A 23,980-nucleotide genomic window follows, 5' to 3' on the forward strand; every position below is an offset into this window, starting at 1 on the left:
TTGATCTATGTCACAGTCCATTGCCTCCCATCCCGACCGGCTCCTGCCCGCTGACCCCGGAACGCGGAGCATCGCCCGCAGCCTGCTGGAACGTGTGCAGGACCTGCCCATCATTTCCCCCCATGGCCACGTTGACGCCGCCGTCATCGAGCACAACACCGCCTTTCCTGACCCGGCAGCGCTGCTGGTCAGTCCGGACCATTACGTCACGCGCCTGATCCATGCCAGCGGTGTGGACCAGGACCTGCTGCGTCCCCAGACGGGCGCCAAGGGAGACCCCAATGCGGTGCCGGATGCCCGCACCGTGTGGCGTGAGTTCTGCAAGGCCTGGCCCCTCTTCGAAGGCACGGCCTCCGGTTATTGGCTGCGGACCCAGTTCCAGAGCGTCTTCGGCCTCCGGGAAGAGCCGGACGCCGGGAACCCGGATGCCAGCTACGACGCCATCTCCGCCCGCCTGCAGGAACCCGGCTTCCGCCCGCGCGAGCTCTTCAAGGACTTCAACATCGAGGTGCTGGCCACCACCGATGACCCGCTGGACAGCCTGTCCAGCCACCAGGCCATTGCCGCCGATCCGTCCTTCCACGGCCGCGTCCTGCCAACGTTCCGGCCGGACCAGTACCTGAACATTGCGCACCCGCAGTGGCAGGACAACGTGGAGCGCCTCATCGCCGCAGCGGGCGACGGCGGCACGGGCTACGGCGCGTACATCACCGCCCTCGAAAACCGCCGCCGCTATTTCGTGGACAACGGCGCCGTCTCGGCGGACCACGGTGTCCGTACGCCGCGCACGCTCAAGCTCAGCGATTCGGAAGCCGCCCGCCTCTTCGACACGGCCCGCTCCGGCAAGGCCACGGCGCAGGACCGCGAAGATTTCGAAGCGCACATGATGTACCAGATGGCCCGGATGTCCGTTGAGGACGGGCTGGTGATGACCATCCACCCCGGGTCCTTCCGCAACCATCACGAACCCACCTTCAACACTTACGGTGCGGACAGCGGCCACGACATCCCGTTTGCCATCGACTACACCGAGGCGGTCCGGCCGCTGCTGCAGGACTTCGGTGCGGCCAAGGACTTCCACCTGGTGCTGTTCACCATGGACGAGACGGTCTTCTCCCGCGAACTGGCGCCGCTGGCCGGGTTCTACCCCTCCGTGTTCCTGGGCGCTCCGTGGTGGTTCCTCGATGCACCGGACGCCATGCTCCGCTTCCGTTCCGCCGTCACCGAGACTGCCGGGTTCTCGCGTTCGTCCGGTTTCATCGACGACACGCGCGCCTTCTGCTCCATTCCCGCCCGGCATGACGCCTCGCGCCGGATTGAGGCCTCCTTCCTGGCCCGGCTGGTGGCCGAGCACCGGGTTACGGAGGAGCGTGCCCACGAACTCATCGTCGACATCGTTGACGGGTCCCCACGAAGGGTCTTCAAACTGTGACCATCGCAAGAACCGCCGACGCCGGCACACCGGTTTCCGAGGCCGCGGCACCTGCCGTCCCGCAACTTTCCCGGACGCTGCGGCCCGCCGCCAAAGCGCCTGTCCGGATCGTCCACCTGGGACTTGGTGCCTTCCACCGCTCGCACCAGGCCTGGTACACGCAGCACGCCGGAGATGCCGCCCAGTGGGGGATTGCAGCGTTCACCGGACGCCGACCTGACGCGGCTGAAGCCCTGTCCGGACAGGACGGCCTGTACACGGTGGTTGAGCGCGGGGACGCCGGTGACACCTTCGAGGTGGTGAGCAGCATCGTCGAGGCGGTGGACGGGGCCGACGCCGGCCGCCTCACCGCCCTGATCGCCGCCGCCGGCACTGCCGTGGTCACGCTGACCATCACCGAGGCCGCCTACGGGCTCGGGGCAGACGGTCAGTTTGACCGGAAAGCGCAGGGCGTCGCCGCAGACCTCCAGGAACTCTCGGCCGGAACCGACGGCAGGCCGGCCACCCCGGTGGGCCGACTGGTCCATGCCCTGGCCGCCCGCAAGGCTGCCGGCGCCGGACCACTCGCCGTTGTGTGCTGCGACAACCTCTCCAACAACGGCACCGTGGCCAGCACCGCGGTGGTGGGCATGGCGGAGGCGTGGAACCCGGAGCTCGCCGCCTGGATAGTGGAAAACATCAGCTTCGTCAGCACCTCCGTGGACCGCATTACCCCGCGGACCACGGACGCCGACGTCGAGTCCGTTAAAGCCGCGTGCGGCTACTTCGATAACTCGCCGGTGGTGGCCGAGCCGTTCCGCAACTGGGTCCTCAGTGGCGACTTCCCGGCCGGCCGGCCGCGCTGGGAGGACGCGGGGGCCGTCTTCGTGGACGACATTGAACCCTACGAGAACCGCAAACTGTGGTTGCTGAACGGTGCCCATTCCCTGCTGGCCTACGCGGGCCAGCTCCGGGGCCACGCAACGGTTGCCGAAGCCCTGGCAGACCCGGTGTGCCTGGCCGCCGTCGAGCGTTTCTGGAACGAAGCGGAGGCCAACCTTACGGGAGCGGCAGCGCACGGTGCGGACCTGCAGGTTCCGGCCTACCGGGAGCAGCTCCTGGCGCGGTTCCGCAATGCGCGGATCGCGCACCACCTCACCCAGATCGCCCTGGACGGCAGTACCAAACTGCGGATGCGTGCCGTTCCGGTCCTCACGGCAGAGCGCGACGGCGGCAGGTCCGGTGCGGGCGCGGCCGCCATGATCGCGGCGTGGGTTGCCTTCTGCATCGACGCAACAGGCCGCGGCCGGACCGTCCAGGACCCGCTGTCCGATGGCATCGAGGCGGCATGCGCGCTGGCCGGAGCTGACCGCGTGCGCGCCCTGCTCGCACTGCTCAGCGTCCCGCTTTCACAGGATGACGCCGTAGTGGAACTGGTGGACGGACTGGCCGGAGGCTTTGCCCGCCAGGGGGCGTAGGCCTCCCTCGGCCTGCCCCCCGGCTCGTCGGCCGCCCCGCCCGCTTACCCGCGGAACTGCCCGGACGCCCCTCGCGCCCGGGCATTTTCGTGTGCTTCCCGGGTGCATCAGGAGCGGTCAGCGCTCACCCGGAGATTCCCTCTCCTGCAACGAAATTCTGCAGGGCCGAAACTGTTGGCAACCGCTTGCCATTGTCTTGCCAAGTGACTAGGATTACAACCAGACTTAATCAATGTGCTGCCTCGCGGCAGTGGGTAAAGGAGCCCCTCGTGAAGAAGCTGAACAGGCTCAGCATCGTCGGCTATGGCGCCGGCGATGCCGCCAACAACCTGGCATTCACCACTGCCACCATGTTCCTGCTGGTCTACTACACGGACGTGGCAGGGATTTCTGCGGCAGCCGCCGGCACGCTGCTGCTGGCCGTCAGGATCTTCGATGCGTTCGCCGATGTCTTCGCCGGACGCATCGTGGACAGGACCTTCAGCAAGCGCTTCGGCAAGTTCCGTCCGTTCATCATGTTCGGTTCCATCCCGCTGCTCCTGCTCAGCGTTGCCACGTTCTCAGTCCCGCAGATCGGCGAAACCGGAACGCTCCTCTATGCTTACGTCACCTACGCAGCGCTGGGCCTGGCCTACAGCTTGGTGAACATCCCCTACGGCTCGTTGGCCGGCGCCATGACCCAGGATCCGGGGGAGCGGGCCAAGCTCGGCTCCGCCCGCATGATCGGGGCGGCGCTGGTGGGCTCGTCGCTGGGTATCTTCGTAGCACCGCTGATCAAGCCCGGTGCAAACCTGCAGGCTACCTTCACCGGAATCACCCTGGCGTTCGTGGTGATTGGTGCGGCCCTCTACTTCTTCACTGTCTTCACGGCCAAGGAACGCGTCCACCGTTCAGTCCCCAACGTTTCCTTCAAGCAGAGCGTGGACACACTCAAGGGCAACAAGCCGCTCATGATGCTGTGCCTGAGCTCGTTCCTCTTCCTCACCGGCTACCTGGCACTTACCTCGGTCCAGCTGTACTACCTTCGCGACGTGCTCGGCCGGCTGGACCTCTACCCGGTGCTGTCCATCGCACAGCTGGTCCTCACCTTCGTGCTGGCGGCCATCATGCCGCGACTGGTCCGCACCATCGGCAAGAAGAACGTCTACATCTACGCGTCGCTGGTCTCGGTTGTTGGCGGAATCATCATCTTCGCAGCGCCGCCGAGCCAAACGTGGATCGGCTTCGGCGGGCTCATCGTCAGCCTGGTGGGCGTGATGGCCGTCAATATCGTGGTGTGGGCCCTGGAAGCGGACACCGTGGAGTACGGCGAATGGAAGACCGGTGTCCGCACCGAGGGCATCACCTACGCGCTCTTCTCCTTCACCCGCAAGACCGGGCAGGCGGTGGGCGGCGCCCTCGCGGCCTACGCCCTGGCCCTGGGAGGCTACAAGTCCGGTGCTGTCCAAACAGCCGAGGCTGCGTTCGGGATCCAGGTAGCCGCAGGCGCCATTCCTGCGGTCCTGACAATCCTGGCCGTGCTGGTGATGTCCCGCTACAAACTCACCGATGACATGCACGCAGGCATCATCCGCGACATCACGGCCCGCCGAGCGGAGGCTGAAGCCGGTCCGGACGCAGCTTCCGCGCCCCAGGCTGCTGCCTCCACCACTTCCGCATCTGCAGCTCATACCAGCTAGATCCGATACCCCGCACCAGCCCACCAGCACCAGTTTGCTGAACCGGGTCCACCAAACCCGGCCCTCCGAAACCCAGTCCGTAGACCAGCCCAGCCCCGCTCGAAAGGACCAGCTGTGAAAATCATTGCCGCCGACGTCTTCGTCACCAGCCCGTCGCGTAACTTCGTCACTCTCCGGATCACCACCGAGGACGGTGTGACCGGTATTGGTGATGCCACCCTGAACGGCCGTGAACTTGCCGTCGCTGCGTACCTGAAGGAACATGTTGCCCAGTTGCTGATCGGCAAGGATCCGCACCGGATCGAGGACACCTGGCAGTTCCTGTACCGGTCCTCGTACTGGCGCCGGGGCCCGGTGACCATGGCGGCCATCGCCGCCGTCGACATGGCTTTGTGGGACATCAAGGGAAAGGTGGCCGGCATGCCGGTCTACCAGCTCTTGGGCGGTGCGTCCCGGAACGGGCTGCGCGCTTACGGCCACGCCTCGGGTGCGGACATTCCGTCCCTGTTTGATTCCGTGCGTGAGCACCTGGAGCTGGGCTACAAGTCCATCCGGATCCAGACCGCCGTCCCCGGCATCAAGGCCGTCTACGGCGTCGCCGCCCAGGCACAGGCCTCGGGTGAACGGTACGACTACGAGCCCGCCGGCCGCGGCGCGTTCCCCGTGGAGGAGGACTGGGACACCCGCGCGTACCTGCGCCACCTGCCCAGTGTTTTCGAGGCTGTGCGGAATGAGTTCGGCCCGGAGATCCCGCTGTTGCACGACGGCCATCACCGGATGACACCCATCCAGGCCGCGAAGCTGGGCAAGGCGCTGGAACCGTATGACCTGTTCTGGCTTGAGGACTGCACCCCGGCCGAGAACCAGGAGGCCCTGCGCCTGGTCCGCCAGCACACCACCACGCCGCTGGCCATCGGTGAAATCTTCAACACCGTGTACGACTACCAGACCATCATCAAAGAACAGCTGATCGACTACGTCCGCGCAGCCTCCACCCACTTCGGCGGTATCTCCCCGCTGAAAAAGGTCATGGACTTCGCCGCCCAGTACCAGATCAAGTCCGGCTTCCACGGCCCCACCGATATCTCCCCGGTGGGCTTCGCCGCGCAGCTGCACGTGGGCCTGGCCATCCACAACTACGGCATCCAGGAATACATGCAGCACTCGGACAAGACCAATGAGGTCTTCCACCAGTCCATGACTTTCAAGGACGGCTATCTGCACCCCGGCGACGAGCCCGGTATCGGCGTCGAGTTCAACGAGGAAGCCGCCGCGGCCTTCCCGTACCAGCAGGCCTACCTGCCGTACAACCGCCTGGTTGACGGCACGGTGCATGACTGGTGAGCGCGGGCACCACTGGTAAGGCAGCAGCAATGACAAAGCACCGCATCGTTGTCATGGGTGTTTCCGGTTGCGGAAAGACCACCATCGGCGATCTCGTGGCCCGCGAGCTGGGCGTCCCGTTCCTCGACGGCGATTCCCTCCACCCTGTGGAGAACGTGGCCAAGATGGCCGCCGGGACCCCGCTGACGGACGAGGACCGCTGGCCCTGGCTCGCCACCGTCGGTTCCGAGCTGGCCAACGCCGGAAACGGGGGACTGGTCCTAGCCTGCTCCGCTCTCCGCCGCAGCTACCGCGACGCCATCCGCAAGCAGGCGCCGGACACTGTCTTCCTGCACCTGCACGGCAGCAAGGACGTCCTGAAGGCCCGCACCGAAGGGCGGACCGGGCACTTTATGCCGCCCGCCCTGCTGGACTCCCAACTCGCCACGCTGGAACCGCTCGAAGCGGACGAAGCCGGGTTCGTCGTCGACATCGCCGTGCCCGTGGACGAAGTGGTGGCGTCGGCACTGGCCAATATTGCCGCCGTCGTACCCTCGGACGAAGGTGCCGTGGGCACCCGCCCGCGGCATTTCGACGTCGACCTTTCCGCCGCTCCGTTCAATCTCGACGGCGGTGCGCTGGCCTGGGTGGAAGAGACCATCAGTTCCATGACGCTCGAGGAAAAGATCGGGCAGCTGTTCATCAACCACAACAACGGCTACTCGCCCGAATACCTCGACGGCGTGCTGGAGAACTACCACGTGGGCGGAATGCGCTACCGGCCGGGGCCGTCCGCCGCCGTGCAGGAGCACATCCGGTATGCGCAGTCGAAGTCCCGGGTGCCGCTGCTGATCGCCTCCAACCCGGAGATGGGCGGGGCCGGAAGTTGCGACGACGGCACGTTCGTCTCCACACACCTCCAGGCAGGCTCCCACCCGGACAAGAACATTGCGCGCCAGATGGGCCAGGTGGCCGGCGTCGAAACTGCGGCCCTGGGCTGCAACTGGGCGTTCGCCCCGATCGTGGACATCCACTACAACTGGCGGAACACGGTCATCTCCACGCGCTCGTTCGGCAACACCCCGGAGATCGTGGTGGAACGGGCGAAGGAGTACTTCGACGGCATCAGCGAATCTCCCACCGTCTGCGCCATGAAGCACTTCCCGGGCGACGGCGTTGACGAGCGCGACCAGCACGTGGTCACGTCCTACAACACCTTCTCCTACGCGGAATGGGACCGGACGTACGGGCATGTGTACCGCGAGCTGATCGGGCATGGCGTGCAGTCCATCATGGTGGGCCACATTGGAGCGCCGGAGGTTTCCCGGCACTTCCGTCCGGGGCTGCCCGACGCCGACATCCTGCCTGCGACGCTGGCGCCGGAACTGCTGCAGGACCTGCTGCGCGGCGAGCTCGGCTTCAACGGCCTGGTGCTCACCGATGCATCCCTGATGGTGGGCCTCACGCAGGCGCAGAAGCGTAAGGACCTGGTGCCGGCAACCATCGCGGCCGGCTGCGACATGTTCCTGTTCTTCCGCAACCCGGCCGAGGACTTCCAGTTCATGCTGGACGGCTACAAGTCCGGCGTCATCACCGAACAGCGGCTGCACGATGCCCTGCGGCGGATCCTCGGGCTGAAGGCCTCACTGGGGCTGCACCGGAAGTCCCTGGACGAACTGGTCCCGCCGGTTGATGCGCTGTCCGTGATTGGATCGGATGCGCACCGTGCCATTGCCGCCGAGGTGGCGGACAAGACCGTCACCCTGGTCAAGGACACTGCCGGTAACCTGCCCATCACACCGGAAACGCATCCGCGGATCCGGCTCTACGGCATCTCCGGCGGGGCGGACTTCACGCGTGCCGATCCGCTGGCGTACCTGGAAACGGTGAAGGAAGAGCTTGTTGCCGCGGGCTTCGAGGTGTCTGTGTTCCGGACAGCCGAGCAGCGCGAGGCCGCGGGGGAGACCGGCGTGAACTTCATGTCGGTGCTGGCCGAGGAAGCGACTGCCGACTACGCGGAGCGGTATGACGCCGCGTTCGTGTTCGCCAACGTCAAGGGCTTCGCGCAGGAGGCAGCCATCAGGATCAAGTGGTCCTCACCGATGGCGGCCGAAATTCCCTGGTACGCCACGGAGGTCCCCACGGTGTTTGTCTCGTTGAACCAGCCGAACCACCTGATTGACGTGCCGATGGTGAAGACCGCCATCCACGCCCACGCCGGTTCACGGGAGGCCATCCGGGCTGCCGTGGCGAAGATCCAGGGCAAGTCTGAATTCCAGGGCACGTTCAACGAGAACGTGTTCTGCGATTCCTTCGACACCCGGCTGTAACAGCCGCCGGGCTGAGGGCGCCGGGCGCGGGGAGATCCCCTGCGTCCGGCGCTTTTGTTGGGGGAGCGCTGGCCGGGCGGTTTACCCGGCCGGGTTTTTGAGTACGACGCCAACGGTGTACTGCTTCGTTCTGTCGACCCGTTGGGCCGGTCCATCGAGAGGGTCTTCGACGAGTTGGAGAATCTCACCGGGACACGGTTGCCCCACGGCACTGCCCGGGATTTCACGCATGACGTGCTGTCCCGGCTCACCGGCCCGGATGGGCTCGCCGTCGATCACGAGCTTGTGTTTGACCGGTGTGGGCGGCTGACTTCCCGGACCCGTGGTTCTCAGGGCCTGTCCTGGGAATATGACTCTGACGGGCACCGGACCAGCTTCACCGATGCCTACGGCACCACCACAACGTACGCCCGTGATGCTGCCGGGCAGATCACGGCTGTTGGTAATCCGTTGTTGGGGGAGGCGTCCTTCAGCTACGACGCTGCGGGCCGGATGATTTCCGCAACGGCAGGGGACTTGGTGCAGGAGTGGGCATACCGTAACGGGGCGCTGTCCGAGCATGTTAGGAGTGACCGTTCAGGAAGTGGTGCCCCTGATGTGACCATGATCGGCCGCGATGACGATGGCAGGATCACCGCGCTGACCCGGTCCGGAGCGGTCACCCGGTACGGGTACGACGGCGCCGGGCAGATGGTCTCCGCCGCGACCACCCGGGTGGGTGAGGCTGGGGCCCCCGCTGTGGTGTTGGGGTGGGAGTACGACGCCGGTGGGCGGCTTTCGCGTGAAACGGTTCCGGGCGGGTCCCGGGTTTATGGGTATGACGCGGCGGGACAGTTGCTGTCCGTAATGGAACCTGACGGGTCCCGGACCGAGTTTGTCCATGATGGTTTGGGCCGGCGGCCGCGGTTGATTGGTCCTGATGGTTCCTGGACTGAGTATGCGTGGGGCCCCACCGGGTTGCTGGCTGGTTCCGTGGTTCGGGACCGCGATGGGGCTGAGGTCTCGCGGCACTCTCTGTGGGTTGATGCGCTGGGTGAGCTTGCCGCCGTCGACCGTTGTGAGTTGTGGTGGGATACGGCCAACTCCGTTCCTGTGCTTGCTGGGATTGGTGGCGGTCAGGTTCTTTCGCTGCCGGGCGGTGTGACAGGTATGGGGGAGGCCTGGGCTGCTCCGGGCTGGCGGGCTGCGCGGCCGACTGATCAGGCTGATCCATGGGCTGTGGTCGGGGCTCCGACGGTATTGGATCCGACGCCCGGCGGTGTGGCGGGTGGTTTTGCGGGTGTGTTGCCTGCGGGGGTGACGCTGACCGGTAATGGCGGTGTTGATATTGCCGGGCTGGAGTGGCTTGGCGCCCGGGCCTATGATCCGGTGAGCCGTGGGTTCCTTTCGACGGATCCGTTGGCCCCGGTCCTTGGCGCCGGGTGGGATGGGAATCCGTACGCGTATGCGGGCAACAATCCCCTGAATACGACGGACCCCACGGGCCTCCGGCCGTTGACGGATGCTGAGCTGAAGGCTTACGACAGTTCCGCTGGTGGGGCGCTGGCCGCTGCCGGAAATTGGCTCGGAGACAACTGGGAGTACATTGTTGCGGGTGCTGCTGTAGTGGCTGGCGTCGCTTTGATGTTCACCGGTGTTGGTGGTCCGGTTGGCATGGCTTTGATTGGTGCGGCGGCTGGAGCGCTGACGTCGGGCGGTGCGTCGGCCATCGTCCAAAAGGCTACATCTGGTTCTGTTGACATGAACCAGGTGTTGCAGGACGCGGCCATCGGCGCTGTTGGCGGCGGAGTTGGTGGTGCTGCAGGCGGTCTCCTCGCGCGGGGTGCCAACGCTGCCCGTGTGGCGGTTTCCACGGGTTCCACATCCCGCATAGTCACCACAACCAACAACGTGCTGCGTAGTTCGGTCGTGCGGTCCTCGTTGGCAGCGGGTACTGGCGGTTCGGGGAGCAACATCGTGTCTTATGCTTTGGATGATGACGTGGACCAAACACTCGGAGGATATGTTTCCACCGCGGGCCCCGGTTTTGTGACTGCAGCTGGTGGGTCTGCCCTGTTCAGCAGGCTTGGGACATCGTTCGGAAATTCCGTTGCCAATCGTTTGCCGGGGTGGACTGGTCCTGTCTCAAGTGGAGGGCATAGTGGGGCGCCTTACAATTGGGGTTCCGTCATTACTGAAGACCTCACAAACAGGGTTGGCGGGGCTGTGGTCGGGTATGCCAACACCTCCTTGCAGCCCGGAGGTGCAACCGGAAGTGAAATTATGAACGGAACGATCCAAGGGTTTACCAATGGAGCAACCGGACCCTCCAGCGGTCGGCGTGCAAGTGGTTGGTAATAGTGCAGGAGTAAACATGTCTGACGTAAATGATGATTCAGGGAAGCCCGCCAGAAGACCGACGCTGAAGTGGTATTGGAGCCTGGCCGGCGGGTTGGTTCTCTTATTTGGCGTCTTTGTCATGCTTATGCCGTTTTGGGAATCTGTAGGTATTGAGAGTGTTCACTGCGAGGTTATTTCAGCTAGGGCGGACACAAATTCAGGTGGGTCCCGAGGGTCGGCCTCAACTGCCGGAGTACTGGTGGACACCGCAGATTGCGGGAGAATCTCTGTGTCCAAAGGTGTGACATTTGACAATCGTGATGCGATTGCGGCGTCTTTTACCGCCGGAAATGTGTACGAATTTGAAATAGGATGGTATTCACGCGTCGTGCTGAAGGGTATTCAGAACGGAATTCCTACGGCCCAGAGCTATGAATTGGTTGAGTAAACTCTCTCGGCCTCAATGTTCCCGTTGTCTTGGGCTCTTGTGGGTGGTGCCCGGATCTACGGATCCGACACGGGCCGAACTCAGCATATGGCTGTGAACAGTGGGAGCCCTGACGGGCATCGAGAGACTGAAGAAGACAACTTCACCCAAATGGACCTTGTTTTAGGCAAAAAGCCCTAAGGCTAATGATGGCGTTTTGCGCAGTTGCATTCCTCGTGTGTGGTGGTATTGCAATTTGTGTTTTTCTAAGCGTTCCATGGGACACCCGCATGCCATACGACGGCAAGTTCAATCGAAGCGGCGGGGGAATGCCCATGCAAATTGCCATGTTTGTTTCTTTAGGCCTGCTTGCCGTCAGCTAGCCAGCTCACTGATGGTTATGACGAACGCCCGATAATTTTCTTGCCGCGCAACTGAGGGTTGCCGTGGACGAGGCGCGGGACGCTAGCCCGGAACCATCGGCCCTCTTCGCGGTGGACGTCAAAGCACCTCGATGCGGGACTGATTCTTCGAAATGTGCACCACAATGCACCCTGAAATGTCTGGGAATGCAGAAAACCCCCGGTTTCCCGGGGGTTTTCGTTGGCGGTGACGGTGGGATTTGAACCCACGTTGGCTTTTACACCAAACAACATTTCGAGTGTTGCACCTTCGGCCGCTCGGACACGTCACCAACCTCAATAGGGTACCGGAGCAAGACGCACATCCCCAAAACGACGCCTTGGCACATGCTTCGAGGGGGACGTACTCGACGGTCCAAAGGGGTTCACTCTGAATGTCAGACCCTCGCGCGATGATGCCTGTATGGGAAACGCAGGCGTTGGAACAGCCTCGATGGAGGGTCTTCGGGCCTCTGTCGCCGGCCTCGATGCGCTTTCCCTGGAGGAGGTCAGGCTGGACCGGGCTGACGCCGAGGGCGCGGCTGTGGTGGTTGATGTGTTGGAGCGGAAGTCGGAGCTTCGGCTGCAGCGACTGGCGTTCTGGAGCCGTCTTGAAGCCCAGGTCGCGGCGGGCAAGGCCCACGACGCCTCTGATTTCGCCGAGTTTCAGGAGGCAATGACACCGCCTGAGGCCACCGGGTCGGAGCGGGCGTTCGTGGAGATGTCCACGACGGCGGAGGTCGCCGGCGTCCTGACCCTCAGCCTGGGCGCCGCTTCAGCCTTCATCAGCCAGTCCCGGAAAGTCTGCGCGATGCCACCGGTAGCGGCCGCGCTGGCCGCAGGGGCGATGTCGTGGCGGCACGCGGTGATCGTGGCAGACGAATCTGACTGCCTCGCCCCCGAGAGTGCCGAGGCGTTGGTGGCGCATTTCTTCGACCCTCACGCCCCGAACCGGGCCCGGGGGTCGGCGCCCGGTGACCTCGTGGCGCACCTGTTCCGCCGGAAAGTCAGGTCCTGGCGCGAACGCACCTACCCCGCCTCAGTCCAGGAACGGCACGCGAAGTGTGTGGCGGACCGGCGGATGGAATACCGCCCCGCCGCCGACGGGATGGCATCGATAACCCTGATCCTGCCCGGGGACACCGCCTGCGCCATCTGGAACAAGACCACCGCGATCGCCCGCGGCCTCCAAGGCCCCGGCGAGACCCGCACCCTCACCCAGCTGCGGCCCGACACCGCCGCCGCGCTCCTCCTCGGCGCCCACACCGGAGCCACTGCCGCAGGCCGGTCCGACGATGGCCACGAACCTGGCACCGGGACCGACCCCTACTCCGTTGACCTCAACAAGGTCCCCGCACCGAAAGCCGACGTCCTGGTCACCATCCCGCTATTTGCACTGCTGGGGGCCACCGACGAACCTGCCGACCTCGACGGGTACGGGCCCATCCCCGCACCCATGGCCCGGAAACTCGTCGCCGACGGGGCCAGCTCGTTTTACCGGGTCTTGGTTGACCCGCGTGACGGTGCACCGTTGGAGATCGGCCGGACCAGCTACCGGCTGTCGGAGGCGATGAAACGCTGGATCAGGATGCGCGACGGACACTGCACGTTCCCCGGCTGCACCAACCCCAGCACCGACAATGACACGGACCACCTCACCGCCTGGCAGCACCACGGGACAACCGGGGTGAGCAACCTGGCACAACTCTGCCCGAAACACCATCGGCTTAAACACAACAGCGGCTGGACCCCCACACCCGCCACCCCAACCGAACCACCCGGATGGACCTCACCCACAGGCCGCCACTACCCGGGCCAACACCCCGACCCACGACCACCACACTGGCCACCCGGGCTGCTTGAACAGAAACAACCCGTGACCGGAGGCATCACGGAAGAACCGACTGTCCACGGATCCGCTGAAGCGCGGTGGTCGTTAGAGGCGCAGATCCTGGCCGGCATCGCGGTCTGCCCCGACTATCTCCTTGCCGATCCACCGGATGACGAATTACTGGACGAAGAATTCGCTTACGAGGACCGCATTGTCCCCGACGATCTCTCCCCGGACGATCCCCTCTGGGAGGCCTTCTACGCGGCTCCCTTCGAGCTGCCCTCTGATCCGCAGCAGGAACACTGGTTACACGATCTCTCGCTCACATGACCGTCAGGGCTGATGGCTGTAAGAAATCTGATGCTGCCCTCTCTTCCGTGCCGACGTCGAAGCCAGCACCTTGAAATAGCCCCACCAAACCTCTCCACGTTGCTCTTCACCCGGGCAGACGTGGACGTGCTGAAACGGCGACACCCGCCGTCGGACCTTCCTCCCGAACGCCCGTCCCGATAGATTCGACAGCAAGATGACTAATTCAGAATTGCCGCACCGTGCCACCGCCTACTGGACCACCGCGAAAGAACAGGGCGAGCTCCGGTCCGAGGACCTGCCCGCCCCGGGGCCGGAAGAAGCCGTGGTCCGCGCGCTGTACTCCGGCATCAGCAGGGGCACCGAGATGGTGGTCCACCGGGGCGGGGTGCCGGAGCGGGTCGCGGCAGAAATGCGCGCACCGCACCAGGAAGGCAATTTTCCGGGGCCGGTGAAGTTCGGCTACCTGTCGGTCGGCGTCGTGGAGGACGGCCCGGACGAGTGGAAGGGACAGCGTGTCTTCTGCCTCAGCCCGCACCAGGACCGGTACGTCGTCCCCGTGGCCGCCCTCACAAGAATCCCGGAAGGCGTCCCGTCACAGCGTGCCGTGCTCACCGGAACGGTGGAAACGGCCATCAACGCCCTGTGGGAGGCAGAACCGAAGCTGGGGGACCGCGTCGCCGTCGTCGGGGCCGGCCTGGTGGGCGGGATGGTGGCCACCCTGCTGCGCACCTTCCCGCTTCAGCGCCTTCAACTCGTTGACGTGGATCCGGGACGGAAGAAGCTTGCAGACACCATCGGCGTCAAGTTTACGAGCCCAGAGGACGCCGCGGACGACTGCGACATCGTGATCCACTGCTCCGCTTCACCGGAAGGCCTCGAACGCAGCCTCCAGCTCGTGGGCGACGACGGTGACGTCATCGAAATGTCCTGGTACGCGGACCGGAAGGTCACCGTGCCCCTGGGGGAGGACTTCCACGCCCGGAGGCTCTCGATCAGGGCAAGCCAGGTGGGCATGGTGGCCCGGTCCCGCCGGCACCGCCGGACCAACGCCGACCGCCTCGACCTGGCCGTCTCACTGCTCGCCGACCCCGTCTTCGACGCATTCCTCACCGGACAGTCAGCTTTCCAGGACCTCCCGGAGGTGGTTCGGGGCCTGTCCGATGGAAGCCTTGAAGCCCTCTGCCACGTCATCGAATACCCGCAGGACGCCGCCCACCAGCCCGATAGACCGGCCTGAAAACCAAACAGCCGGCACACGCCAAGCCCACCGATTCACCACACCAGACCTACTCCACCAAGCAGAGCCCGAGGTAACCCATGTTCAGCCTGACCGTCCGCCGCCACTTCATGATCGCCCACAGCTTGCCGCGTGAGGCCTTCGGCCCTGCCCAGGGCCTGCACGGCGCAACGTTCGTCGCAGAGGTGGCGTTCCGCCGTCGTGCCCTGAACGACAACGCGATCGTCCTGGATATCGGCGCCGCCGGAACCGTCATCGAGGAAGTGCTCGACGGGTTGAACTACAAGAACCTGGACGAACACCCCGACTTCGAGGGCAAGCTCAGCACCACCGAGGCCCTCGCCCAGTACATTGCCCAGGCCGTGGCGGCGAAGATCAGCAATGACGACGACGGCCGCCACCTGGACGGGATCGACGTCACCCTCCGCGAGAATCCGGATGCTTGGGCCACGTTCTCGCTGGACCTCAATGCCTGACCCATGCGCGTGGTGCGGCTACTGGTCCCGGCCAATATTCGCCACAGCTCCGGCGGGAACGTCTACAACGCCCGCCTGGCTGAAGGCCTGGGAAACCTGGGGTGGGAGGTGCAGGTCCTTCCGATCGAAGGGAACTGGCCCCACGTGTCCGCGAAAGACCGACGCCGGTTTGGCAGCGTTCTAGGCGCATGGGAGCCAGGACAGGCGCAACAGTCAGCTGTGGCGCTGGTGGATGGGCTCGTTGCGGTCGGCGCCCCGGACGAGCTCGAATTCGCGGCCAAGGCGGGCCGGCAAACTTTCGTCCTGGTGCATATGCCGGTCCCGGAAACCTCCGGGCCGGAAGCGTTGCAGAAAGAAGCAAGGGCACTGCGTGCGGCGTCGGGTGTCATCTGCACCAGCAGCAGCGCCGCCGCCATCCTCAAGGCGCGCGGCCTTCCTAACGCCCGGGTCGTCCTTCCGGGAGCCGAGCCGGCCCCACCCGCCTCAGGCTCTCGGCCTCCGCACCTCCTCGCCGTGGCGGCGCTGCTGCCCAATAAGGACCAGCTCCTCACCGTGGCAGCACTGGAAGGTATTCAGGACCTGGGGTGGACGGCCTCGCTGGTGGGATCGGAGCAGGCAGATCCGGCCTACGCCCGGCAGGTAGGGGAAGCCGTCGCCCGCAGCGGCCTGTCGGGACGAGTGAAGCTCACGGGGGAGTTGGCCGGGGATGCACTTGAGGCGGAATGGAACCGTGCAGACCTGAGCCTCCTTGTCTCCCGCGAAGAAGCTTTTGGCATGGTAGTCACGGAGTCGCTGGCCCGCGGCGTTCCCGTGGTGGTCCGGCAGGGGACCGGTGCGGTCGAAGCGCTGGACCTTGCCTCGTTGAAGGATGACGACGGCGGGAAGCGCCTCCCGGGGGCGGCGCTGGATTTGCCGCGCGGCGGCGAAGCCGACGCACCAGTCCTCAACCGCACCCTTCGGCAATGGCTGGAGAACCACGCTTTACAGCAGGAGTGGTGCAGCCGGGCCCTGGAAGCGCGGGGCCTCCTGCCCGGCTGGGAAGAGACGGCAAGGAACGTGGTGCGTGCGTTGACCGGCACCGGGTAAAAAGCCCGGCCAGGGCAAGGCTGTTGAAGGATCCAGTCACCAGCCGAAAAGTGTGGCTACAAGCTCGTCCGGTGATCCGCAAAGAAATCCCGCAGCAGCACTGCGCTTTCCTCCTCACGGACGCCCGGGTAGACCTCCACCCAGTGGTTGAGCCGGCGCTCGCGGAGAATGTCGAACACCGAACCTGCCGCACCGGCCTTCTCGTCCCAGGCGCCGAACACCACCCGGGGAATCCGGGCCAGGACGATCGCACCGGCACACATGGCGCATGGTTCCAACGTGACCACCAGCGTGCAGTCGGACAGGCGCCACCCGTCGTCCAGGCCGCGGCCAACCCGGGCACGCTCCCGTAACTGTTCCGCAGCCTGGCGGATCGCCACCACCTCAGCATGGGCGGTGGGGTCCCCCAGCTCTTCGCGTCGGTTCCGTCCCGCACCCAGCACCTCGCCGTCGGGACCCAGCACCACGGCGCCAATGGGAACATCGCCGGTCGCGAGTGCCGCGCGGGCCTCCGCCAGGGCGAGGCCCATCCACCTGTCGTGTTTGTTCGATGCGGAGACCATGGCTCAATGATAGTTTCGGGGGGTAGTAAGCCTGCGTACTGAATGCCGGGGAGGCGCCGTGAGTACCGTTCGGGACCGCGTGGACCGTTGGATCAAACCGTATGCCGCGTTGTGGCTGACCATGGCTGTGGGCGGAACGCTGATTGTCGCCATGGCTCTCTTCGGTGCCGAAGTGTATTCGGACGTGGTGGATGACGAAGGCCTGGCGAGCCTCGACATCCCTGCGCTGGACTATTCCCAATCGCTGCGCAATCCCGGACTTGATGCGTTCGTCACGGGCTTCACCAACATTGGCGGCGGCATCGGCATGCCCATCCTCGCCACGATCCTGACCGCGTGGCTGACCTTCCTCAGCAGGTCCTGGCGCCCGCTTCTCCTCGTCGGCGGTGCGGCTGCGGTCTCCACAGCGGCCACCACCCTGGGCAAGCGGCTGGTGGGGCGGACCCGCCCGGACCACTCCGAAGCCGTCCCGCCCTACGAAGACTCTCCGTCGTTCCCCAGCGGCCACACCCTTAACACCACGGTGGTGATCGGCGTGCTGGTGTACCTCATTTGCCTGCAGTTCCAGGTCCTCAGCGCGCGCATCACTGCCATCACCGCCGGCGCGGTGTTCATTATTGCCATGGGCCTGAGCAGGGTCTTCCTGGGCCATCACTGGCTGACCGACGTCATTGCCGGCTGGACGCTGGGCCTGGCATGGGTGGGGTTCGTCATCCTGGCCCATCGGATGTTCCACCTGATACGGCGCCGGGAACACGCCGGTCCGGCGCCCACGTTCGAGCATCCCGTGGTGCGTGACGTCGTGGCAGACGCCATGCACCACGACGGCGGATCGCACCCACGCGGCGCAGATCACACCGGCGCGGATCACGACGGCGGATCGCACCCACGCGGCGCAGATCACACCGGCGCGGATCACGACGGCGGGACGCACCACGCAGGCCACGGCCGGCACCCGGAGCGGGGAACCACGGACTCCGGCAGGGACAGCGCCGGATGATAGTTTTGAGCCATGCGCACTCTCGTTGTGGACCACCCGCTGGTCGCCCATAAGCTCACCGTTCTCCGGGACAAGAACACTCCCTCCCCGGTTTTCCGGCAGCTGACGGAGGAACTGGTGACGCTGCTGGCGTACGAGGCCACACGCGAGGTCCGCACCGAACCCGTCACCATCCAGACGCCGGTCAGCACCACCGTGGGCACGGCCTTCACCAAGCCCACGCCGCTGGTGGTCCCCATCCTGCGCGCCGGCCTCGGCATGCTGGAGGGTATGACCAAGCTGGTTCCCACGGCCGAGGTTGGCTTCCTGGGAATGGCCCGCGACGAGGAAACCCTGGATATCATCACCTACGCCGAGCGCCTGCCCGATGACCTTACCGGCCGGCAGGTCTTTGTGCTGGATCCTATGCTTGCCACCGGCGGCACGCTGCGTGAGGCCATTAAGTTCCTGTTCAAGCGCGGCGCCTCCGACGTCACCTGCATCTGCCTGCTGGCCGCCCCGGAAGGCCTGGCCAAGCTGGAAGAGGAGCTGGGCGAGGCAAACGTGCACATCGTCCTGGCGTCGATCGACGAGAAGCTGAACGAAAAGTCCTACATCGTTCCCGGCCTGGGGGATGCGGGAGACCGGCTGTACGGCATCGCCGGCTGAGGTTCAAGCCTTCCGCGCGGAAGCCCGCGGCCGTAGCCTGTGCGCATGGACTGGAAACTTGAACTCGTGTTTGTCCCCGTGTCCGATGTGGACCGCGCCAAGGATTTCTACGTTAACAAGGTGGGTTTCAAAGCCGACTTCGACGCACGCCCGTCGGAGTCCATCCGCTTTGTTCAGCTGACCCCGCCCGGTTCGGCATGTTCCATCTGCATCGGTGAGGGACTCACGGACGCACCTCCCGGCACCGGCTCAAACCTCCAGCTGGTGGTCAGCGACATCCAGGCCGCCCACGAGCACCTGAAGAACAACGGTGTGGACGTCAGCGACGTGGACGTCCAGGATTGGGGCCACTTCGTGTACTTCGCGGACCCCGACGGCAACCGCTGGGCCGTCCAGTACATCCCCGGACGGTAACAGCACATCCCGGCCATCCGACCAGTGGCTGGTAGGGCAGATTCCGAGAGTGCTACCCAACGCGAGCGAACTGCTGCCTGGCTGGCAGGCTGCAGGTACGACGACGGCCGCCGCTGAACGGTGAAGGTTCAGCAGCGGCCGGTCGAAAGGGCCTCAACCTGTGCGGGGTTTTAGTACCAGTTGTTGCCCAGGTGGAAGTTCAGGGCGCCACACGGGGACTGGTAGCGCTCCTTGATGTAGTTCAGGCCCCAGTTGATCTGCGTGCGGTAGTTGGTCAGGTAGTCGGGGCCGGCGCTCGCCATTTTTTCGGCGGGCAGGGACTGCACGATGCCGTAGGCGCCGCTGCTGGCGTTGGTGGCCGTGGTGGTCCAGTCCGATTCCTTGGTCCACAGAGTGACCAGGCACTGCATCTGGTCCTGGGCCCAGCCGTAGCTGGCCAGCTGGCTGGACGCGTAGGCCTGGGCGCCGGCAGGATCGTTGACGGCAACGACGGGTGCGGGCTCGGGAGCCGGGGCAGGCTCCGGTGCGGGAGCAGGTGCCGGTTCCGGTGTGGGGGCCGGGGCGGGCGCTGCGGCCGGGGCCGGTTCTGCCGCCGGTGCAGGGGCCGCTTCCTGGGGCTGCACCTTGAGTTCGGCGGGAGCGGACGCGGCCGGGTTCGAGCGGATTTCGCTCTTCTCGATGCTCATCTGGGAATCGGTGGCAGCGGGGGATTCAGTCCCGGTGGCTGCGACGCGGGAAAATCCGTCCGTGGCCTGGCCTGCGGCGCCTACGCCCACCAGCATGGCTGCGGACACTGCGAGGACCGCGGCGCGCTTGCCGAAGGAAGACTTCTTGCGGGTTTCAGGCTGCGCGCTGTGGCCCGGGGCCGATTTTGGGCGCGGTTTTACCGTGAATTTAGACATGTTTATTTCGCCTCTCACACCTGCGGAGTTAGCTGTCGGGTTCGGATGAGGGCATCCGGCCGCACGGCAAATACACGTGCTGGCTTAACCCCAAGGGCAGTACTGCGTTGCCCGGGACGTGGGTCCCCCGCCTCTGCCTCAGTTCAAGCGAAATCCGGGAAGTGGCAGAGCTTGGCGTCATCCGGATATGCGGCCCGAACGGGAACCGCACTCTATCGACGGTACAGGAGCCCAGCGCTTAAGTCACATTTAGGTAACAGACATCACGACGGCGGCGCGTCGCCTTGGCAGCCTCAGGCCACGCTAGGGAGGCGGAGCGCGAATTCCGTCATCCCCGGCCGTGATGTGACCGTTACCCGGCCGCCGTGGGCTTCCACGATGGACTGGACGATGGACAGGCCCAGCCCGCTGGTGCCCTCGGCAACCGCAGCGCCGGCCTGGTCGCCGCGGCCCTTGCGGGCCGCGTCTGCGCGGGCGAAGCGTGAAAAGACGTGGTCCACGAAGTCCGCCGGGATGCCTCCGCCGTCGTCCGTCACCGTCACCACCGCGGCGCCGTCCGGTGCGGTTCCGACGCCGGCCACTACGGTGGTTCCGGCGGGGGTGTGCTTCCGGGCGTTGGACAGCAGGTTCATGAGCACCTGCCGCAGCTGCGCGCCGTCCCCGTTGACCAGCACTGGCTCCGCAGGAAGATCCAGCCGCCAGGTGTGGCTGGGGGCCATGACTTTTTCGTCGCTGACGCTTTCCACCACCAGCTGCGTCAGGTCCACTTCGGCCAGTTTCAGCGGCTGGCCCTCATCCAGCCGCGCCAGCAGCAGCAGGTCCTCCACCAGGGCCGTCATCCGCTCCGACTGGCTCTGGACCCGGGCCAGCGATTTCTGTCCGTCGGGAGTGAAGTCCTCGGTCATCCGCATCAGTTCGGTGTAGCCGCGGATGGCGGTCAGCGGGGTGCGGAGCTCGTGCGAGGCGTCAGCCACGAACTGGCGCACCTTGGTTTCGCTCTTCTGCCGGGCCTCCAGGGCACTTGCCACGTTGTCCAGCATGAGGTTCAGCGCGTGCCCCACGCTGCCCACCTCGGTGCCGGGGTTGGAGTTCGACGGCGGCACACGGACGGCCAGTGCCACCTCGCCGGCGTCCAAGGGCAGTTCAGACACCCGGGTGGCAACTTCGGAGAGCTGTTCAAGGGGTTTCATTGTGCGGCGGATCAGTACGGTCCCCACCAGGCCGATCAGCAGCAGGCCACCCAGGGAGACGAATACGAAGGTCCATACGAGGGACCGGAGGGTACTTTCCTTGGTGGCCAGGGGGAGTCCCGTGACCAGGATGTCACCGGAGTTTGTCTGGACAGCGATCAGCCGGTAATCACCGTTGGACATGGAGCGGTCCACAGGCCGGGAGTTGGCATCGAGTTCGAGGAGCGTCTCCTTGTCCTCCGTGGACAGGGGCTGGCGGGTGGTGTCCGAGGCGAGGAAGCCGCCGGAACTGACCTGGCCGTTGCGGATGCTCGCGTTCACGGTGCCGATTCTTTGGCCCCGGGCGTCCAAGGGGTCCCGTCCGTTGAAACCGCCAAACGGCGGGCGGCCCGGGTTGTCGGCCAGGTTGGCGGCCTGGCTGAGCTGGTCATCAAGCTGCCGGGTCAGGAAGGCGTCCATCGACGCGTAGCTCACTATGCCAACGGCACCGCAGATGGCGATGAGCAGGGCCATGGCCAGGGCGATCAGCCGGGTGCGCAGGTGCCAGGTTGCCGGCCTAAGCCAGCTCCGGGCGTAAGGAGCTTCTGAAGGGGTCATGGCGTGCTAGTCCGCCGGCTTGATGACGTAGCCGGCCCCGCGGACGGTGTGGATCATAGGCGGGTGGACGGCGTCGATCTTCTTGCGCAGGTAGGAGATGTAGAGCTCCACGATGTTGGCCTGGCCGCCGAAGTCGTAGTCCCACACCCGGTCAAGGATCTGCGCCTTGCTGATGACCCGCTTGGGGTTTTCCATGAGGTAGCGGAGCAGTTCGAACTGGGTGGCTGTCAGCTGCACGTCATCCCCGGCGCGGGTGACTTCCCGGGTGTCTACGTTCAGCACCAGGTCGCCCACCACCAGTTCGGCAGTGTCCATGGCTGCGACACCTGAGCGCTGCACCAGCCGATGCAGGCGAAGGATGACTTCCTCCATGCTGAACGGTTTGGTGACGTAATCGTCGCCGCCGGCGGCCAGTCCGACGATCCGGTCCTGGACTGCGTCCTTCGCGGTGAGGAAGAGGGCTGGCACCTCCGGCGCAAAAGCGCGGATCCTGCCGAGCAGCTCCACGCCGTCGAACCCCGGAAGCATGACGTCCAGCACCAGGACGTCGGGACGGAAGTCCTTGGCCAGCTTCACCGCCTCGGGGCCGTCCGCCGCCACTGCCACGGACCAGCCCGCCATCCGCAGGCCCATGCTCATCAGCTCGGAAAGGCTGGGTTCGTCATCCACCACCAGGGCGCGGATGGGGGAGCCGTCCGGGTGGGAGAGCTTGGGGAGGTTGTTGGTCATGGAGTGCGAGGTGGCCATGGGACAACTCTCCGATCCTTCGATATAGGCGGGCTTTGGGCTTCCTGTGCCCCAGCTGTGAATCCCAGCCTAGCCAGCTGGAAACCCGGTGTCCGGAACCCTTTGCAGGTATGGGTCCTTCGGGCTGCGGAGGAGGGAGTGCGCGCAGTCCGCGGGCCTCAGAGGGAGGGACTTCCCCGCCTCTTACACCAGCTACCGGGAGCTCTTTCACCGCCGGGAAGGAAAAATTCCTGGTCCATTTCTGCCGGTTGCTGGACAGCCGGAAAACGTCAGTGTGCTGATTTCGGGTTTCCGGGGCAATATGAATATTTTGACGCCAGAAGGCCTGTTGCTCGAAGGAAGTTCGGATGAAGCATCAAAAGAGGGTCCACTTTCGGATAACGAGCGTTATTCTTTTGGATCTGTCAGAATCGTGATCTGCGGCACAATGGTCCGATTCGTCTCACTATGCGGACTATTCCGTCCATTGTTACTTGCAAGTTGCCATTGTTACGCTGCACACTTCCAATGTGAACAAGAACTCAACAGCACCTGCAGCCGCAGAATATTGGCCCAGCACATCAGCTGCTGCCGACATGCGCTGTTGTCGAATGCACGCCTGACCTTCTCCACCCTTCGAAGTTCTTAGGCATTCGCCCCCAGCCCAGCGTCGGGCGCCCCTCCCCATTCGCAGTGCGGGGAAACCCAGCATTCGAGTGCCGCTATTGCGGCCATTCACATTGAGGTAAGCATTCCATGTCAGTTGCATCCGGATACGTCCACATCTCCGTCCGTAACGCCGCCAAGGCAGGCCAGCCGTCCGGCCTCCGCCCGGGCTTCGGTCCCCGCCCCTCGCTTGCTCCGACGTCCGGAAGCAGCTTCCCGGCGCAGGGTTACGCACCGCAGGGCTACAACCCCAACTCCTACGGCCAGCTCCGCGCCGTGCAGCCCACGGAGACCGCGGCGCCCATCACCGCCCCCACCCCCGTGGTGGCAGGGCCCAACGCCGTCCGGCCGGTTCCCAACGAGAACGTGGCCCGCGGGTTCGTTCTGTACATGGGCATTGATGAGGAAACCGCCGCAGCTGCCGGCACCTCCATCGCCAAACTCGCCCAGGAAATCCGGGCCTACGCCCAGTCCCTGGTGACCGGCGCCGAAAGCTACGCCGCCGTCGCGGTTGCCCCTGCCGGCACCCCCGGTTCCGCGCTCGACGTCGTCCGTTCCACCTTCGGCGACCCCACCGTCAACGCCCGGCAGCGCACCGAGGCACCCCGGCCCCAGCAGCCGCAGGAGCCCCGCCCGTCCGGCGTCCTGATCGACCTTGCCCGCCGCGAAGTCCACCTTGACGGCGAATCCCTCAACCTGACCTTCAAGGAGTTCGAACTCCTGAACTACCTGGTGGAAAACGGCACCCGCACGGTGGGCCGCGACGAACTGCTCGAAGGCCTGTGGCGCAACGCCGAAGAGGTCCCCAACGAGCGCACCATCGATGTCCACATCCGCCGCCTGCGCTCCAAGCTCGGCCGGCTGGCCAACACCGTCCGCACGGTCCGCGGCCAGGGCTACCGGTTTTACGAGCACCCCGAGGTTGTCGTCTGGGCCGCTCCGGAATACTCGATCTGATTTTGCG

At 65.3% G+C, this 23,980-nt stretch carries 19 protein-coding genes, 1 tRNA gene and 1 riboswitch; of the genes, 15 read left to right on the forward strand and 5 right to left on the reverse strand.

Features of this window, described 5'->3' with window-relative positions; all coding sequences use genetic code 11:
- The first annotated feature begins 7 nt into the window (after positions 1-7).
- From uxaC to ACHL_RS24110, 7 genes are all read left to right on the forward strand, one after another.
- Positions 8-1,432: a glucuronate isomerase gene (uxaC, locus tag ACHL_RS03940; protein ID WP_015936007.1), complete on the forward strand. Its 1,425-nt coding sequence runs from the start codon at positions 8-10 to the stop codon at positions 1,430-1,432.
- Entirely contained in the window at positions 1,429-2,889 is a 1,461-nt protein-coding gene (locus ACHL_RS03945) for a mannitol dehydrogenase family protein (RefSeq protein ID WP_015936008.1), read from the forward strand. The genes uxaC and ACHL_RS03945 overlap by 4 nt, the downstream gene beginning before the upstream one ends.
- Before the next feature lie 269 nt (positions 2,890-3,158).
- Entirely contained in the window at positions 3,159-4,568 is a 1,410-nt protein-coding gene (uidB, locus tag ACHL_RS03950; RefSeq protein WP_015936009.1) for a glucuronide transporter, read from the forward strand.
- A gap of 114 nt (positions 4,569-4,682) precedes the next feature.
- The gene (gene manD, locus ACHL_RS03955; protein WP_015936010.1) at positions 4,683-5,912 is read left to right on the forward strand and encodes a D-mannonate dehydratase ManD; all 1,230 of its coding nucleotides are present in this window, start codon (positions 4,683-4,685) and stop codon (positions 5,910-5,912) included.
- A gap of 29 nt (positions 5,913-5,941) precedes the next feature.
- Positions 5,942-8,221 (forward strand): gluconokinase, GntK/IdnK-type, encoded by a 2,280-nt coding sequence (locus ACHL_RS03960; protein WP_015936011.1) that lies wholly within the window; start codon positions 5,942-5,944, stop codon positions 8,219-8,221.
- A 174-nt stretch (positions 8,222-8,395) separates the two neighbouring features.
- Complete coding sequence (locus ACHL_RS03965) at positions 8,396-10,558, forward strand: RHS repeat-associated core domain-containing protein (protein WP_139187476.1); 2,163 nt, start codon at positions 8,396-8,398, stop codon at positions 10,556-10,558.
- Positions 10,559-10,574: 16 nt separating this feature from the next.
- Positions 10,575-10,988 (forward strand): hypothetical protein, encoded by a 414-nt coding sequence (locus tag ACHL_RS24110; RefSeq protein WP_015936013.1) that lies wholly within the window; start codon positions 10,575-10,577, stop codon positions 10,986-10,988.
- 583 nt (positions 10,989-11,571) lie between these two features.
- Here the strand turns inward: ACHL_RS24110 and ACHL_RS03970 are convergent.
- Positions 11,572-11,661: transfer RNA gene (locus ACHL_RS03970), tRNA-Ser, on the reverse strand.
- Positions 11,662-11,792: 131 nt separating this feature from the next.
- Here ACHL_RS03970 and ACHL_RS03975 point away from each other — a divergent pair.
- The 4 genes from ACHL_RS03975 to ACHL_RS03990 all read left to right on the forward strand — a co-directional run bounded on the left by ACHL_RS03975 (position 11,793) and on the right by ACHL_RS03990 (position 16,310).
- Positions 11,793-13,529, forward strand: a complete 1,737-nt coding sequence (locus ACHL_RS03975; RefSeq protein ID WP_139187474.1) for an HNH endonuclease signature motif containing protein — start codon at positions 11,793-11,795, stop codon at positions 13,527-13,529.
- A 196-nt stretch (positions 13,530-13,725) separates the two neighbouring features.
- Complete coding sequence (locus ACHL_RS03980; RefSeq protein WP_015936015.1) at positions 13,726-14,748, forward strand: zinc-dependent alcohol dehydrogenase; 1,023 nt, start codon at positions 13,726-13,728, stop codon at positions 14,746-14,748.
- Positions 14,749-14,828: 80 nt separating this feature from the next.
- Positions 14,829-15,224, forward strand: a complete 396-nt coding sequence (locus ACHL_RS03985; protein WP_015936016.1) for a 6-pyruvoyl trahydropterin synthase family protein — start codon at positions 14,829-14,831, stop codon at positions 15,222-15,224.
- A gap of 3 nt (positions 15,225-15,227) precedes the next feature.
- The gene (locus ACHL_RS03990; RefSeq protein ID WP_015936017.1) at positions 15,228-16,310 is read left to right on the forward strand and encodes a glycosyltransferase family 4 protein; all 1,083 of its coding nucleotides are present in this window, start codon (positions 15,228-15,230) and stop codon (positions 16,308-16,310) included.
- Between the two features lie 56 nt (positions 16,311-16,366).
- Here ACHL_RS03990 and ACHL_RS03995 read toward each other — a convergent pair whose 3' ends face one another.
- A complete protein-coding gene (locus tag ACHL_RS03995; RefSeq protein WP_015936018.1) occupies positions 16,367-16,873 on the reverse strand; it encodes a nucleoside deaminase in 507 nt (168 codons plus the stop codon).
- Between the two features lie 58 nt (positions 16,874-16,931).
- Between ACHL_RS03995 and ACHL_RS04000 the strand changes: the two genes are divergently transcribed.
- Genes ACHL_RS04000 through ACHL_RS04010 form a run of 3 tightly spaced genes read left to right on the forward strand, consistent with a single transcriptional unit; the run spans position 16,932 to position 18,935 of the window.
- Positions 16,932-17,873, forward strand: coding sequence for a phosphatase PAP2 family protein (locus tag ACHL_RS04000; RefSeq protein ID WP_015936019.1), 942 nt, complete (start codon positions 16,932-16,934; stop codon positions 17,871-17,873).
- Between the two features lie 12 nt (positions 17,874-17,885).
- Complete coding sequence (upp, locus tag ACHL_RS04005) at positions 17,886-18,521, forward strand: uracil phosphoribosyltransferase (RefSeq protein ID WP_015936020.1); 636 nt, start codon at positions 17,886-17,888, stop codon at positions 18,519-18,521.
- Positions 18,522-18,566: 45 nt separating this feature from the next.
- Positions 18,567-18,935 carry a glyoxalase superfamily protein gene (locus tag ACHL_RS04010; protein WP_015936021.1) on the forward strand — a complete coding sequence of 123 codons (369 nt, stop codon included), beginning with the start codon at positions 18,567-18,569 and terminating at the stop codon, positions 18,933-18,935.
- Positions 18,936-19,105: 170 nt separating this feature from the next.
- Here the strand turns inward: ACHL_RS04010 and ACHL_RS24555 are convergent, their stop codons facing one another.
- The 3 genes from ACHL_RS24555 to ACHL_RS04025 form a co-directional block, all read right to left on the reverse strand.
- Positions 19,106-19,837, reverse strand: coding sequence for an aggregation-promoting factor C-terminal-like domain-containing protein (locus tag ACHL_RS24555; RefSeq protein ID WP_015936022.1), 732 nt, complete (start codon positions 19,835-19,837; stop codon positions 19,106-19,108).
- A gap of 2 nt (positions 19,838-19,839) precedes the next feature.
- Positions 19,840-19,997, reverse strand: a riboswitch (cyclic di-AMP (ydaO/yuaA leader).
- A gap of 133 nt (positions 19,998-20,130) precedes the next feature.
- Positions 20,131-21,624, reverse strand: a complete 1,494-nt coding sequence (locus ACHL_RS04020; protein ID WP_015936023.1) for a sensor histidine kinase — start codon at positions 21,622-21,624, stop codon at positions 20,131-20,133.
- A 6-nt stretch (positions 21,625-21,630) separates the two neighbouring features.
- Positions 21,631-22,371, reverse strand: coding sequence for a response regulator transcription factor (locus ACHL_RS04025; RefSeq protein WP_015936024.1), 741 nt, complete (start codon positions 22,369-22,371; stop codon positions 21,631-21,633).
- 735 nt (positions 22,372-23,106) lie between these two features.
- Between ACHL_RS04025 and ACHL_RS04030 the strand changes: the two genes are divergently transcribed.
- Positions 23,107-23,973, forward strand: coding sequence for a winged helix-turn-helix domain-containing protein (locus tag ACHL_RS04030; protein ID WP_015936025.1), 867 nt, complete (start codon positions 23,107-23,109; stop codon positions 23,971-23,973).
- Positions 23,974-23,980 lie beyond the last annotated feature (7 nt).

The organism is Pseudarthrobacter chlorophenolicus A6 (genome assembly GCF_000022025.1).
Lineage (GTDB): Bacteria > Actinomycetota > Actinomycetes > Actinomycetales > Micrococcaceae > Arthrobacter > Arthrobacter chlorophenolicus.

What these genes read in the sequence shown, in the direction of transcription:
- ACHL_RS04010 (WP_015936021.1), top strand. Translation starts at nt 18,567, where the DNA reads ATGGACTGGAAACTTGAACTCGTGTTTGTCCCCGTGTCCGATGTGGAC.
- uxaC (WP_015936007.1), top strand. Translation starts at nt 8, where the DNA reads ATGTCACAGTCCATTGCCTCCCATCCCGACCGGCTCCTGCCCGCTGAC.
- ACHL_RS03960 (WP_015936011.1), top strand. Translation starts at nt 5,942, where the DNA reads ATGACAAAGCACCGCATCGTTGTCATGGGTGTTTCCGGTTGCGGAAAG.
- ACHL_RS03985 (WP_015936016.1), top strand. Translation starts at nt 14,829, where the DNA reads ATGTTCAGCCTGACCGTCCGCCGCCACTTCATGATCGCCCACAGCTTG.
- ACHL_RS03975 (WP_139187474.1), top strand. Translation starts at nt 11,793, where the DNA reads ATGGGAAACGCAGGCGTTGGAACAGCCTCGATGGAGGGTCTTCGGGCC.
- ACHL_RS24555 (WP_015936022.1), bottom strand. Translation starts at nt 19,837, where the DNA reads ATGTCTAAATTCACGGTAAAACCGCGCCCAAAATCGGCCCCGGGCCAC.
- ACHL_RS04030 (WP_015936025.1), top strand. Translation starts at nt 23,107, where the DNA reads ATGTCAGTTGCATCCGGATACGTCCACATCTCCGTCCGTAACGCCGCC.
- upp (WP_015936020.1), top strand. Translation starts at nt 17,886, where the DNA reads ATGCGCACTCTCGTTGTGGACCACCCGCTGGTCGCCCATAAGCTCACC.
- ACHL_RS24110 (WP_015936013.1), top strand. Translation starts at nt 10,575, where the DNA reads ATGTCTGACGTAAATGATGATTCAGGGAAGCCCGCCAGAAGACCGACG.
- ACHL_RS03980 (WP_015936015.1), top strand. Translation starts at nt 13,726, where the DNA reads ATGACTAATTCAGAATTGCCGCACCGTGCCACCGCCTACTGGACCACC.
- ACHL_RS04020 (WP_015936023.1), bottom strand. Translation starts at nt 21,624, where the DNA reads ATGACCCCTTCAGAAGCTCCTTACGCCCGGAGCTGGCTTAGGCCGGCA.
- ACHL_RS03995 (WP_015936018.1), bottom strand. Translation starts at nt 16,873, where the DNA reads ATGGTCTCCGCATCGAACAAACACGACAGGTGGATGGGCCTCGCCCTG.
- ACHL_RS03990 (WP_015936017.1), top strand. Translation starts at nt 15,228, where the DNA reads ATGCGCGTGGTGCGGCTACTGGTCCCGGCCAATATTCGCCACAGCTCC.
- ACHL_RS04025 (WP_015936024.1), bottom strand. Translation starts at nt 22,371, where the DNA reads ATGGCCACCTCGCACTCCATGACCAACAACCTCCCCAAGCTCTCCCAC.